This window comes from Bernardetia aquimarina (assembly GCF_042180575.1).
Lineage (GTDB): Bacteria > Bacteroidota > Bacteroidia > Cytophagales > Bernardetiaceae > Bernardetia.
In genome coordinates, this window is the sequence record NZ_CP170094.1 from 1,359,839 (window position 1) to 1,373,856 (window position 14,018).

Consider the following 14,018-nt stretch of genomic DNA (forward strand, 5'->3'; position numbering starts at 1 on the left):
AGAATGAACAAACATAAAAAAGAACTTTTAGAGAATGGCTTTTCTATTTTTCCACAGATATATTCTGAAAGTGAAATAGAAAAAATAACGACCTTCATAGATAAAATAGATACTACAAAAAGTACAGTTAGAAAATCCATTGATTTGTTTGCCATTCGTCAATTTTTAAAAGAAAGCCCTGAAATTAGCAATTTGATTTTTACAAAAAACCTCAAATCAATCCTTCAAGAACTAGCAGAAAATGACTTTTTTGTTGTCAAAAGTATTTATTTTGATAAACCTCAAAATTCAAATTGGTATGTTCCTTATCATCAAGATTTAACTATTTCAGTAGATAAAAAAATAGAATTAGAAGGTTTTAATTATTGGACAATCAAACAAAATCAATTTGCTGTTCAGCCTCCTTTGCCGATTTTGGAAAATATAATTACTATTCGTATTCATCTTGATAAAACGGATAAAAATAATGGAGCATTGAGAGTTATTCCCAAATCTCATCGCAAAAAAATATACAAACCCCAAAATATAGATTGGAAAATAGAATCAGAAACAGTTTGTAATGTGGAAAAAGGAGGAATAATGCTAATGAAACCTTTGCTTTTACACAGTTCGAAGAGAACAACAAACGACCAACAAAGACGAGTGATTCATATAGAACTTTCAAATCAAGAATTACCAAAAAAATTAAACTGGGCAGAAAAAATGACTTTAAATAATTTTTAAAAGACTATTCATTTTACCTTTCTAGCATTCTTCAAAAGCAAAACCGAACCCACCAAAACAGGAATTCCAATATTAATAATCCAAAGTAAAAAAGTAATTGTTACAACTTTCTCTTCGCCCAAAGAGCCAAAAAAGTAAAGTGCCGTAGCTTCTCTTACACTAAGTCCGACAAAAAAACCACCCACAGGTAAAACAGATTTTGCAGCAAATAAAAGACTAGAACCTACAATTATTTTTTCAATAGAAAGAGAAAAATTAGCAGCTTTGAATATCAAAATCATCTGCACTAAAAAAACAATATAACGAACCAGAGATAAAAAAGTAGTTTTGAAAATATCTTTTTTAGAGTATTGACTGGCGAAATAAAGATTTTTTTGTAGCCAAAAAAAAATTTTATCTATTATTTTTAATTGTCTTACACTTTCAAAGTGTCTTACAATTCTATTTTTTCTACCGTTGTCGGTGTCTCCACCGACGACCACTTGCTTATACGACCATTTTTTATAAAAAAACAATCCCAATAAATAAATCAAAATCCAAAACCCAAAAAACAGAAAAGTAATAAAATTATTAATTTCTAAAAACTGACTTATTCCAAAAACTCCTCCCAACATAGTTACCCAAAACTGCAAACCTCCATTTACAATCAAAGCACCAGCCGAATCAAAACGATTTTTTTGAGGTAGATTTTTTGCACGCCCTAAAAAATTCCCCAAAGGCAAAAAAGTAGCTAAAGAAAGACCTATCCAAACACTTTGTAAAGACTGAAATAAATTAATTTTTGCTAATGGTTTTATCAAAATTTGCCACTTTTTAGCTTCTAAAATCCAATTTATGAACATTAATAGAAAAACAATAAATAAAATTGCTCTATTTTTTTGCAATTCGTTCCATAAATCGGTTATTTGTAAAAAAAAGGATTGATGATTTTTGATTTGAGAATACAAATAAACCCAAGCCAAAGACATTAATACAAAATTGAGAAGCCTAAAAAGATTTTTTTTGGAGAGATTTTTTTGACTATTCTTATTAATACGTTTTTTCATTTACTAATTTTAAAAGTAGAAATCAATCCATAAACAAAAAACGCACTACTTTTAGTTTACCTTAAAAAAAACGACACTTAGAATTGCAAATCAGCGAAGCTAACGTGTCAGCTACTTTATGAAACCAACTTCTTTTGACCAAATTATAGTAGGAATAGACCCTGGAACAGTTGTTTTGGGTTATGGTGTTTTGGGAATCAAAGACGATAAAATGTATTTGATTCAATTTGGAGTCATCAAGTTAGCCCAATGGAAAGACCATTATGTAAGGCTGCAAAAAATTTATGAAAGAGTAAGCACCATCATCGAAGAATTTAACCCTCAACAAATGGCTTTAGAAGCTCCTTTTTTTGGTAAAAATGTTCAGTCAATGCTCAAATTAGGTAGAGCGCAAGGTGTTTGCATGGCTGCTGCCCTTTCTCGTGGCGTTTCGGTAGAAGAATATGCTCCACGAAAAGTAAAACAAGCCGTTACAGGAAAAGGAACAGCATCCAAAGAACAAGTTGCTAGTATGTTGCAAACATTGCTTTCTTTTGATGAAATTCCAGATTTATTAGATGCTACTGATGCCGTTGGTGTAGCAGTTTGTCATTATTTTCAGCAAAATGCACTCCTTCCAAAAAGTACTTCATGGGCTGCATTCTTAGAAGAAAATCCTGACAGAATTCAATAAATAAAGTAAGAAAATAGTAGGGAAAAGGCACACCTTTTCCTATAAAAGTAAGACTCTAAAAAGAAATAAAATCTTGAGGGTTTACAGGATTTCCTTCATACCAAAGTTCAAAGTGTAAGTGAGGTCCATCTGTAAGTTCGCCAGAATTTCCAATAACTGCCACAGGGTCACCTGCTTTTACTGTTTCTCCTACTTTTTTGAGCAAAACCGAATTATGTTTGTAGAAAGAAACTAACTGATGTTTGTGTTGAATAGCTAAAGTATGTCCCGAATCTTGTGTCCAAGAAGATAGAATAACTGTTCCGTCGGCAGCAGCTTTAATAACTTCATTTTTTGGAGCAACTACATCAACTCCAAAATGCGAACTAGCCGAATTATATTTATTAGTAACAATTCCAGAAATAGGAGCAAAAAATAAAACTTGTTGCAACTCACTTTTCGAAGTACGCAAACCTTTTGTTTCTGAATCTTCTTTTTCAAACTGTTTTCTGAAAGCCAAATCAATCGAATCTATTTTTTCTAAATCTACATCTGTCGAATTGATTGTTGATTCAGCAGAATCTTCTGAAATAGTAGTTGTAGGAATCTCTCCTCCCAAAATTTGTCTTAGGTTTTCATAATAAGCATTTTGCTCTGCTACTATGGCTTCTAAAGAATCTGATTTTTCCATTAGCTTAAAAAGCCTTGCCTGTGGATTTTCAGAAGTCGAAATTTGATAATCAGCAATAGCTTTTGCTAAAAAAAAGGACGGAATAAAGACAAGCAAAACAAAAGCAGCCAAAACAACTACAACTCTTGCAAAGTTGAAGCGAATTGTTCTTAGTTTTTCAAAATTTTCTTCATCACGAAATACCATCAAATAATGATGTGTAAACCATTGCCAAAATGTTTTTTTGTTACTCAAGACTTTGTTAGTGATTAGTGATTAACGATTAATGGATTTTTTTTGTAAAAAAACCAAAATGAATTACAAAAATACGTATTTTTTGAGTACTATATAAAAATTATAAAAAACTCTACCCATTTTTAGCAAATCTTATCACTATGGAACACAAAACAAACATCAATTACAACAAAGAACTTATCAAATTACAAAGAGAACTCGTCAAACTTCAATTTTGGGTGAAGGAAAAAGGGTTGAAAGTAGCCATTATTTTTGAAGGAAGAGATGCAGCAGGAAAAGGAGGAGCAATAAAAAGAATTTCTGACGCACTAAACCCTCGTTTTTGTAAGATTGTAGCTTTAGACAAGCCCAATGAAAGAGAAAGAACTCAATGGTATTTTCAACGTTATGTTACACATCTACCAGCAGCAGGAGAAATTGCTTTGTTTGATAGAAGTTGGTACAATCGGGCAGGTGTAGAGCGTGTAATGGGTTTTTGTACAGAGGAAGAATACCAAGAATTTTTGCACTCCTGTCCAGAATTTGAAAATATGCTGATTCGTTCGGGTATTATTTTGATAAAATATTGGTTTTCGGTCAGTCCAGAAAAACAAAAAGCACGCTTCGAAGAACGCACACTTTTACCTAGAAAAAGATGGAAGCTAAGTGGAATGGACTTAAAAGGGCGAGAAAAATGGCACGAATACTCAAAAGCAAAAGATACTATGTTTGCTCACACCGACACCAAAACTTCGCCTTGGAATGTTATTGATTCTGACCACAAAAAATCTGCTCGTCTAAACTGTATAACACATATTTTAAGTCAAATAGAATACGAAAATGTTTTGCCAGAACCAGTAAATATTCCAGATATTGATGAAACAAATCATTATGCTAGAACGCCAATAGATGAGCAGAAATTTGTTTCTAAGGTTTATACGAAGGGGAGTTTTGAGTAGAAATCTATATTCTTCTCATTAATTCTTTAAACCAAATAAGTTGCTCTAATAAAGCATAAAAAACACTTTTTATAGCATATTTGGTAGGCATTTCCCAATATTTTACATCAACGTTTTGAGGTTGATTTGAAGAATGATTTCCAAATGAACTAGCATTTAGATAAATATTTGAGGCTAATATATCTAATGAAGGTGTTTGATATGTAGTAGTCGTATATCTGTAATTTCTATCTTTACTACCTGATAAAAACTTATTTTTATCAAAAAAAGAGGTTTGACTTCTAAGAGCTACAATTTTTTGCTTTAAACGAGTATATTTTTTTTTTCGTGCGTTTACCCTAGACTTGCTTTGAGAAGTTTTATTTATCTGATAGGAAAAAAGACTACTTGAATAAAAAACACAAAAACCACGGCTACAAGCCGAATACATATAAATCACTCGTTAAAAACGAGCCTTTAGGTTTGTAGTAGATAAAATAGATGTAATTTCTTATCTTGTATTTAAGAATTCATCTAGTAGGAAGAGAACCTATGAAACGAGCCAGACTATAAAAATCTATCTCTCGAAACAGCCTCTTCCTACCTTTATTCAATCTCAAACTCAAATAGTTTTCGGAGTATTTTTATTGACCTAAAAATAAACTCATTAGATAAGGTTTTAAGTCCGATTGAATATGATGAATCATTTTTTAAATTAGGTAACCCTAAATTAACTTTTTATGCAGACTTACCAAAATTTTATAGGCATCGATGTGAGTAAAGAACATTTAGATATTGCTATTCTTCAAGAAGGAAAGTTAGTAGATCACCAGCGTATTGCAAATAATTTAAAGACAATACAGACCTATCTTTTTTCTTTTCAAGACCTTTATGAGCTAGAGAAAAGTTTGTTTTGTATGGAACATACAGGTATGTATATCAACTGGCTTGTTATCGCTTTGATGAAATTTGATTGTGCCATTTGGGTAGAAAATGCTATTCAAATTAAACGTTCTATGGGTGTCAAAAAGCTCAAAAGCGACAAAGTTGATGCTGAAAATATCGCAGCTTATGCCTTTCGTTTTCAAGACAAAGCGAACTTATATACTCCTCCTACTCAAGAGCTAGAAACCCTAAAAACCTTGCAGACACTACGAAAAAAGCTAGTTACTCATAGACAGGAGCTAGAAACCTACGTTAGTGAGCAGAGTCAATTTAGCAAAGCGTCTATTCAGCAGCTTCTAGAGGAAAGCTCTAAAACAACGTTGGAACACTTGAGTCTTCGCATAGAAGAAATAGAAAAACAAATGCATCAAATTATCAAAGATGACCCTGAGCTTAAAGAACTCTATCGGCTCACCACTTCTGTAGTAGGTGTTGGAAAAGTAACAGCGATTCAGTTACTAGTAGCTACCGACGGGTTTACCAAATTTGATACTGCCAAACAACTAGCTTCTTATTGTGGTGTTGTGCCTTTTGAAAATTCATCTGGAAAATTTAAAGGAAGGGCAAGAGTGTCAAAAATGGCGAACAAAACCCTCAAAACAGCTTTGCACATGTGTGCTTTATCTGCTATGAAAGTAGAGGGGGAGATGAGAGATTACTACCTAAGAAAAGTAGCAGAAGGGAAAGCTAAAATGAGTGTTATTAATGCCATTAGAAATAAAATTATACACCGTGTTTTTGCTTGTGTAAAAAACAAAACGCTATATAATAGAAACGGAATACAATTTAACAATTTTTCTAAAGGATAGACTTGGTTTTACCATAGAATTCGGGGTAACTACGATTTTCTATTTATAGAATAATAAGTTATTTGGTTCATTCTCTATCATAAGAGTATTATTATCTACAATGTTTATGTATAGTTCGTAAGTGTTTGTAGTGTCCACAGCATATATTTGTTTTTTATCAATAAGAGTGTAATTGCCTGTATACATAGAATGCTCACTTACACCTTCCTCTACTATATCAACTTCAATAGTAATTTTCTCTCTTGAAATAAAGTGAAGAGTCATCTTCGTACTACTATCTACTTCACATTTCCACTTACCTTGTAAAACTTCAAAATAACTTTTTTCATTTTCGAAAGATAGGTTTTGCTGACTTTGTTTTTTTAAGAAAAAAGCCAAACCAAAATATCCAATTGAAAATACCAAACAAACTACAATTACATTTTTCCAACTTATTACTTTAATTTTCTCGTAAAAAAAAGAAAACATAATAATTACTCCTGTTACTACAGTGGCAGAAGCAGCACTAAATATGATACTCTTTATTCCAGACCCAAAAGGGATTCCAAGGAATATCATAGGAAAAATTATAGAAAGAATTGCAAAGAACGTAATTAAGAATAAAAATGGCTTACTATTATTTTCCATATCAACTGAATTATTTTATTGTTAGTATTCTAGCAGCAAACTTAAGGTTCTAACTTTGTTTGCCACTAGAAATAGTTAGTAGTCTAATATTATGCTCAAATATAATTAGAACTTACCTACTTTTAAAGTGATTTATCGTATTAATAAGATTAATTTCCTTCAGGTGTTGTATTACCATCATCACCCTCTATGTATTGTTTCAACTCTTCCTTTATGATAGTACCACCATTTACTTGTATCATTGCAGTTTTCACTTCGAATACACCATCTACTATAGTGATGAGATGTCTTATTTCACTAACATCTTCTAGTGTTCTGAACGCCTCCTTTCTTATTCTTCTTTCATTGTTAACCATTTTTGTTGCCATTGTTCTAGTCATCTCTTTCAATTCTTTTGCAGTATATTTGTATCCATTCTTTATTGCGTCAGCTTGTATAAGATCTTCTAGATCCTTTCCTATTAGCTTTACTATTTTAGAACTTGCACCTATTATACCTAGGGGGCTATCAACAGTTGTCGTGTTTGCTATTATTTTCTTTGATTGCTTCTCTGTTGCCTCTAAAACTTCCCCAACTTCGTCTATGTTTTTTGCATCGATTTCTGTTTTTCCTTTTCTTCTTAAAATTTTATTAAGCCAGTTTTTCTTAGGAATTTTAACTAGTCCTCCTGTCATTACAGTAATGATACCGTCAGGCAAAGAATAGACTAAGTCAGCTTCAAACCCTCTTTTATCAAATCCGTCTTGTAATCCAAAGACATTCGCTAGCCCTTGAGTAACCAAAGAACCTACAATAGTACTTCCTATTACTATCCCTATACTTCCCATCGCAAGTCCTGCACCTGATGCTCCTGCTAACGTTGTTGCTCCTGCACCTCCTACTCCTGCTAATGTTGTTCCAGCTACTGTACTCATCATTGATGCACCTGCAACTGCACCTATACCAGTACTTATAAGAGCTGAAGCAACAGCAACTCCTGCTCCGATTGTAGCAGCTTCCCCCAGCCGTCGCTCGCAAGATTGCTCTCGCTTGCGTCTTCGCAAGTGAGGACTATGTATTCGGCTTCCAGCCGTGTATTTGTATTCTGTATTTCTGTTCTACAACGATTACAAATCTAATAAATTAGAAACAAAAAACAGTAAAAAACATAAATGTATGTACAAACCCTATCAGTTAGGAAATCTTCAGATTTACGTTGTCAAGTATTCCAAATACAAAATACCTTTGCCAAACTGATAAATTGTAGTCAAAGACAACGCTTAACAAATTTATTTTATGTATCATTTTTTTATTTTCTAAAAATAGCATTTTTATTCAATGAATCAAATTACAATTATATTTTTATTTAAAATTTAAAATTCATAAAACAACAAAAAAACCTAAACTTAAAAAGAAAGAAATCTTTATAAAATTTAGAGTTTGGTGTTTTTCTACTTTTCGAACAGACTAGGAAGTCTGTTATACATTTTTTACTTCACAAAAACCTGTGTCGTATCTTTCAGATTTTCAAGTACAATATCAGTTCTACGAATTGTTCCGTCGGATTCTTTGTAGTTTTTTCTATAAAAACGATACTTTTCTACTCTATGACGAGCATTTTCGGGAGGCATAAAATCAATCGTTTTTTCTTCTAGGTTTATCTTTCCTTTCCACGTCGTAAAACGGTCTTGAGGAATGGAATACGTAAAAATATATTCTCCATTTTCTTCTCTGACAGCCAAAATTTCTATTCTACTATTTTTGATTCTGTTGAGTTCGGTATGAAAAACAGTACCTGCATATTTTCCGATAAGTTGCTCTGGATTTTCTATTTTATCACTACTAAATTCTTTTTTTACTTCAGTAGAATTGCTGGTAGAAAACGAAAAAGGAGAGTTTGGAATTTGAAGAGCTAAAATAATTCCGACTGCCAAAACAGCAAATACAATTCCTGCAATCAGAAAAACACCTACTCCTTTAGGTTTGCTGACCTTTATTTTGCGTTTATCCAACAAAATTTCTATATCAGATTTCGAATAATGAAGTTTGTCGCCGACTTCCAAAATCTCTTGAAAGTGTTCTTGTGAAAGCACTTTTCCTTTCATTCTATCTTGAAGTTCTAAATCTAAAATTTCTTCTCGTGTTTGTAATTTTAAATTTCTTTGACGGAAAAAAATATTGAGTTCTTTCTCTGAAAAACCATTTTGTTCGGCTACTGCCAAAAGTTGAGGGTAATATTCACTTGGAAAAAAACGTCCTACTTTTCGTCTTTCTACATTGGTTTCTAAGAGTTCACGCAACGGCAAAACACGTATTCCTGCTGCCTGCAAACGCTGTTCGAATTCATTTTCACTAATATCTAATTCTCGTGCTTTTATACGCAAACTTTTCATTTGTTCGGTAGAAAGCAACTCATCTTTGGCTAGTTCTTGTGCTTGATTCAATAAAATTTCTAAAGCAGGCAAAACCTCCAAACCGTTTTGTTTGACTATTTTATCTACCGTTTCTTGATTCCAGTTTTGCGAACTTACATGAGCATTCCATATTTTTTTAGGTAAAAAATATTGATACACCAAAAACTGTGGAATGGCTTCTTTTATGAGTGTTTCTTCTACCAAAACAGGCTCATCCCTCTCTTGATTGTCCAAATGATTTTTCATTCCTCTCAAAATATAACGAGTAGCCTCTTCGTCGGTAAGCGTATGAATGGTATAATGTCTATGAACTAATAATGCCTTTAATTCGGATTGTAAAAGTAAATTACCTATCAAATAAATTTCTGAATCTGTTTTGGTATGTTCAACGACTTTTTCGGCAAGCTCTCGGTCTTGAATACGTAATAACTGAACTTCTTGTGCCGTTATGGTTGCTGTCGCACTTGTTCCACTTGACAAACGAACTGTAATAAAGCTCTGTTTTTCTTCTCTAATTTGATTGAGCCATTCTTCTGCTCTGTGAGAATGCAAAGCGACTTCTTCATCCAAATCTACACCTGTCGGAACTTGTCTCATGGCTCGCTGCAAAACAAATTTTACTAGCTCTCTTTCAAAATCCCAATCTGAAACATCTTGTAGTTTTTTAGTGGAAAAACTTGTTGCACTTTCTTCTCCAATAAGCGTAAGCATAATCCGTTCTCCAAAACTTTCTATAAAAGTAAGAGACGATTTTGAAGCTTGTAAAGCAAGATTTTTGCCTTCTACCAAAGAACCAATATAAGACTGGTAAGGTAGAATATGAAAACCTTTTTTTGTAAAATAAGAATTAAATTTTTCAATTAGTGTTGCTGAAAAAGCAGGAGAAAAAACACATAATAAAGGAATAACACCTTGATAACTGGGCGACAAACGTTCAAATTCTATTTTTATATTTTCTATGATGCTATCAAATAATTTTTCGTAGGGATGAGAAGCACCTAGCCAATCAAAGGTTTTGTTGTTTTCCATTCCATAAGAAGGATGACGAAGTGCATTGACAGAAGCATCCAAACTCTCATACTGTTTTTTCGAAATAGGCTTTATTTGAGTATCTATTTCAAAGAAAAGTTCTACACATTCTTTTCCTTGATAAGGGATAGAAAGTAAGTTTTGAGAATTATAAAAAGCTGCACTACAATATTCTTCAGTAATCAAAAGACAGATTGTAGAGGTAGAATGCGTATTCATGAAATAGTTACAGAGAAGATTACAGAAAAAAGGAACAAAAAATAAAATTAATCAAATATACGAAAAAAAGGAGTTCTGAGGCATTTTAATAAAACAGATAACAAAAATATATCAACAGAGTTTTAACTCTGTTTAATAACCATTTACAAATTCTTATCAATCAAAAACAAATATATCATGTCTTCTCTTCCTTCTCAAACTTCCCTTTCTACTTTACATGCTCCACAAAAAACAGTCTTAATTTGGGATGCAGAGTGTGGTTTTTGTAAATATTGGATAACCAAATGGCAAATGATTGTCGATGAAAAAAATATTGATTTGCATCCTTATCAAGAAGCAGCGAATGATTTTCCCGATTTAGATACAAAATTATTTCAAAAAGCTGTTCGTTTGATTACACCAGACGGAACAGTTTATTCAGGTGCTTCGGCTGCTTTTAAAAGTTTGGAATTAGGAGGCGCAACTGATTTGCCGATGAGTTGGTATGAACTAAATCCAAATTTTGCAGAACTTACCGAATGGCTTTATCAAAAAGTAGCTAACAACCGTCCTTTTTTATATGACGTTTCACATTTCTTTTTGGGAGAAAATCCTAAAAAAATACGTCCTTCTCTTTGGGTTTGGGCTGGTGTAGGTGCGCTTATTGGAGGAAGTTTAGTTTTGAGATTAGGAAAAAAGAGAGAATAGGTGTTTGTTCATAAAAACTTTGTCAGTAGTTTTTTGGTAATCCAAAATAACTCTGACAATAGTTTGGTGCGAAGTACTTATTTTTCAAACTATTGACAGCCTTGTGAAAGGACTGTCAAAGTTGAAAAATGCTATAATTCCCAATTCCTAACTCTCCACACTAGAACGCAGGTAAGCATGACGAATTGCTACTTCTTTTTCTATCACTTTACAAAAACTAGCAAAAGGCTCATGTTGAGTATCTATTAAATTAGAAATAGTGTTGAAAAATTCTGAATGTTCTTCAGTTTCATATTTGGCTTCTGCTACCGAAATTTCGTATTTGCCTTCGTTATACATACGTAGTGAAAGGCAATCCAAATTATCATCTACCAAAACAACAGCTCCACCATGAAAAGCCTGTTGTTCAACTGTATCAACAACCCAACCTCCGTCATTATAGACTTTTACAGCTTGTGGAAAGCCACTAAAAGTCATCATTTTTTCAAACGGTTTGTGTGTGTGTCCGAAAATAAAACTCAAATTAGGTGGGATTTGTCCCATTTCGGCTCTCATTTGTAACAAAACAGGTTTTTCTATAAAATCTGTTAGTCCTGCTTTTGTTTTGTCATCTAATACTTTGTGAGGAACTCCACGTTCAGAATTGGCAATTTTTTCAAATACTTCTCCCAAAATCCATTGCAAAGACTTTTCTGTAATTACTTCTTTGATTGCATTTTTTTGCCAACGCTCTGCAATACTTTCAGCTAGATTATCAGTTAGTTTTCGCACTTCTTTAGGGTCTTGCATTTTATTATAAATTACTTCGATATCTTTTCCAACTTCACCAGAACGTCCCATTGTCGACCAAAAGAAATCTATCCAAGCAAAATTTTCAGCTTCAATATCCCACATGTCTTGAGGACGCAAACGGTCAGGAAAAATCATAGTTTTCAACTCACTCATTAATGTATAAAGTGATTCTATATAATGTCCATGAGAAAAAATTACACCTTTACTTTTGTCTTGATTGGTTACAATATAATTTGGATAAATTGTAGAAATACATACACAGGCTTCTTTCAAATGAGGTTGTCTTTGCATAATTCCATTCATAAAATAATCAGGAATTGGATGAGGTTCATACATTTTGGTTGTATGCCAAGGAATCGGCAAATAACTATTTGGAGGTAAAGTTTCAATATAATTGATATACTGTGTTTCCCTAGCCTTTTCCCATAAATGATGATCGTGGTTTCCAGGTAAAAAGTGCATTTCTGTATCAAAAACCCACTCTTCGGTACTTTTATCAGCAGGAAAAATCAACCTTACAAACTGCTCAAAAGCCATTGCAGTTTCATTAGTATTCGAAAGAGCAAGTTCCATAATATCGCCATTCAAAATTAGTTTTGGTTTTTTTGTGCCTTTTGGATTGGTCTGAGAAATAATTTTCTCCATACATTTTACCCATTCTGCTAACGTTGGACTAGGTTTTTGTGGGTCAGTCTGAAAACTATTTGGATTTACATACGTCATCAAACTGGAAGCTGCTCCCAAATGTAAATCAGAAACACAAACATAATTTATCATGGTAATAAGTAGTTAGGTAATTAAAGAATGAGTTTATTTTTTTGTAAAATCTAAAAATAAAATGAGTTTTGCAAGATTTTAGTCGAATCGTTTTGTCTAATTTTTATTTCATCAAAAATTATTTTTTATAAAAAAAGCACTTGTTTTTCGATAGAAAATGGTATCTTTGTGGTCTTAATCAAAAAGTTAAAAATCAAGTGAAAGATTTACGCACTTTCGAAATTGATATTATTGCGCTCAAACTAGGTTCGCATTCCTTTACTTTCAAATTAGACAATGAATTCTTTGCTTATGTCAAGGAGCATCTAAATGGATTTGTTGAAAAAGGAGATTGTAATGCTGAAGTCATTCTCGAAAAAAACGAACAACTTATTCGTGCTACTTTTATTATCAATGGAACTATAGAGCTGGTCTGTGACCGTTCTTTAGATGAATTTGATTATGAAGTAGATGTCGATGAAACTATTCTCTACAAATACAGTGAGGAAGAACGAGAACTTACTGAAGAGATTATATTAATTACTCGTAGAACGCCAAACATCAATGTAGGTGAGCTTTTGCATGAGTTTTTGATGTTAGATATTCCAATGAAAAAGTTACACCCTCGTTTTTGGGAAGAAGACGACAAGTATGATGAATACTCTGAAAGTGAAGATTTAGATAATTTGGATGACGAAGAGTCTAATGATAAGTCTGAGCAAAAAGCAAAAAAAATCAATTTCATTTATTCCTCTGAAACAGATAAAAAAGAAGAAAAAAAGAATAGCAAAGATAAAGCTGATTCTTCTTCTGAAGAGGAAAAAATAGACCCACGTTGGAATATTTTGAAAAACTTAAAAAATAATCAAAATTAAATTTGATTGAATTTTATAGTTTTCAAGATGTAGAAACAGGTCTTTAAAAATATTGTTGAACCTTAAATAGAAAGACCTAAAAATATTTATTGAGAAATTAGTGATAAAAATAGAGCTTGAATTCTGTTTTTACACAAAAAATCTTCATCTTTGCAGTCTTTCTTTAAAAATTTAGTAAAAATCTTATGGCACATCCTAAAAGTCGAATTTCCAAAACACGCCGTGATAAGCGTCGTACACACCACAAATGTGATACTAAAGCGATTTCTATCTGTCCAAATACAGGCGAAGCGCATTTACAACACCGTGCTTATTATCACGAAGGCAATCTTTACCTTAAAGGAAAAATGATTGCAGAACTTGCAAAAGAAGTAGTAATAGATGAAGACGAAGACTAACCTCTAGTTTTTATTTATTGTCTCAAATAACTAACCTTATTTTTTATTTTTAATAGAAAGTGAGGTTTTTTTGTGCATTTATAATTTCTAGACGTTTTTATAGCTACTATAAACCATAAAATATAGTTCTTATTTTGTTTTTTTCAAGTATAGCAAAATCTTTGTTATGAGTATTTTATGATTTTACAACTATTTCATTAACATTTTTGTATTTTTGCCTAAACT

At 32.3% G+C, this 14,018-nt stretch carries 14 protein-coding genes; 7 read left to right on the plus strand and 7 right to left on the minus strand.

Annotation, left to right across the window (positions count from 1 at the left end):
• The first annotated feature begins 3 nt into the window (after positions 1–3).
• Entirely contained in the window at positions 4–723 is a 720-nt protein-coding gene (locus tag ACE193_RS05680; protein WP_375562036.1) for a phytanoyl-CoA dioxygenase family protein, read from the plus strand.
• Positions 724–731: 8 nt separating this feature from the next.
• On the opposite strand, the gene ACE193_RS05685 is transcribed toward ACE193_RS05680, so the two are convergent.
• Positions 732–1,769 carry a hypothetical protein gene (locus ACE193_RS05685; RefSeq protein WP_375562037.1) on the minus strand — a complete coding sequence of 346 codons (1,038 nt, stop codon included), beginning with the start codon at positions 1,767–1,769 and terminating at the stop codon, positions 732–734.
• A 118-nt stretch (positions 1,770–1,887) separates the two neighbouring features.
• Here ACE193_RS05685 and ruvC point away from each other — a divergent pair, with 118 nt between their 5' ends.
• Positions 1,888–2,442 (plus strand): crossover junction endodeoxyribonuclease RuvC, encoded by a 555-nt coding sequence (ruvC, locus tag ACE193_RS05690; protein WP_375562038.1) that lies wholly within the window; start codon positions 1,888–1,890, stop codon positions 2,440–2,442.
• A 55-nt stretch (positions 2,443–2,497) separates the two neighbouring features.
• Here ruvC and ACE193_RS05695 read toward each other — a convergent pair whose 3' ends face one another.
• The gene (locus ACE193_RS05695) at positions 2,498–3,346 is read right to left on the minus strand and encodes a M23 family metallopeptidase (RefSeq protein ID WP_375562039.1); all 849 of its coding nucleotides are present in this window, start codon (positions 3,344–3,346) and stop codon (positions 2,498–2,500) included.
• Between the two features lie 140 nt (positions 3,347–3,486).
• Between ACE193_RS05695 and ppk2 the strand changes: the two genes are divergently transcribed.
• On the plus strand, positions 3,487–4,284 hold the full coding sequence (gene ppk2, locus ACE193_RS05700; protein WP_375562040.1) for a polyphosphate kinase 2: 798 nt from the start codon (positions 3,487–3,489) through the stop codon (positions 4,282–4,284).
• Positions 4,285–4,288: 4 nt separating this feature from the next.
• Here ppk2 and ACE193_RS05705 read toward each other — a convergent pair whose 3' ends face one another.
• Positions 4,289–4,714, minus strand: coding sequence for a hypothetical protein (locus ACE193_RS05705; RefSeq protein WP_375562041.1), 426 nt, complete (start codon positions 4,712–4,714; stop codon positions 4,289–4,291).
• A gap of 289 nt (positions 4,715–5,003) precedes the next feature.
• Here ACE193_RS05705 and ACE193_RS05710 point away from each other — a divergent pair, with 289 nt between their 5' ends.
• Positions 5,004–6,017: an IS110 family transposase gene (locus tag ACE193_RS05710; RefSeq protein WP_375562042.1), complete on the plus strand. Its 1,014-nt coding sequence runs from the start codon at positions 5,004–5,006 to the stop codon at positions 6,015–6,017.
• 39 nt (positions 6,018–6,056) lie between these two features.
• On the opposite strand, the gene ACE193_RS05715 is transcribed toward ACE193_RS05710, so the two are convergent.
• The 3 genes from ACE193_RS05715 to ACE193_RS05725 form a co-directional block, all read right to left on the minus strand.
• On the minus strand, positions 6,057–6,575 hold the full coding sequence (locus ACE193_RS05715; RefSeq protein WP_375562043.1) for a hypothetical protein: 519 nt from the start codon (positions 6,573–6,575) through the stop codon (positions 6,057–6,059).
• A gap of 218 nt (positions 6,576–6,793) precedes the next feature.
• Complete coding sequence (locus tag ACE193_RS05720) at positions 6,794–7,687, minus strand: hypothetical protein (protein WP_375562044.1); 894 nt, start codon at positions 7,685–7,687, stop codon at positions 6,794–6,796.
• A gap of 426 nt (positions 7,688–8,113) precedes the next feature.
• A complete protein-coding gene (locus ACE193_RS05725; protein ID WP_375562045.1) occupies positions 8,114–10,285 on the minus strand; it encodes a hypothetical protein in 2,172 nt (723 codons plus the stop codon).
• Positions 10,286–10,462: 177 nt separating this feature from the next.
• Between ACE193_RS05725 and ACE193_RS05730 the strand changes: the two genes are divergently transcribed.
• Positions 10,463–10,972 carry a thiol-disulfide oxidoreductase DCC family protein gene (locus tag ACE193_RS05730; RefSeq protein ID WP_375562046.1) on the plus strand — a complete coding sequence of 170 codons (510 nt, stop codon included), beginning with the start codon at positions 10,463–10,465 and terminating at the stop codon, positions 10,970–10,972.
• Between the two features lie 147 nt (positions 10,973–11,119).
• Here ACE193_RS05730 and ACE193_RS05735 read toward each other — a convergent pair whose 3' ends face one another.
• A complete protein-coding gene (locus ACE193_RS05735) occupies positions 11,120–12,541 on the minus strand; it encodes a metallophosphoesterase (protein ID WP_375562047.1) in 1,422 nt (473 codons plus the stop codon).
• Between the two features lie 197 nt (positions 12,542–12,738).
• On the opposite strand from ACE193_RS05735, the gene ACE193_RS05740 reads away from it, so the two are divergent.
• Positions 12,739–13,395, plus strand: a complete 657-nt coding sequence (locus ACE193_RS05740) for a DUF177 domain-containing protein (protein WP_375562048.1) — start codon at positions 12,739–12,741, stop codon at positions 13,393–13,395.
• Between the two features lie 185 nt (positions 13,396–13,580).
• On the plus strand, positions 13,581–13,793 hold the full coding sequence (gene rpmF / locus ACE193_RS05745; RefSeq protein WP_375562049.1) for a 50S ribosomal protein L32: 213 nt from the start codon (positions 13,581–13,583) through the stop codon (positions 13,791–13,793).
• Positions 13,794–14,018: the final 225 nt, after the last annotated feature.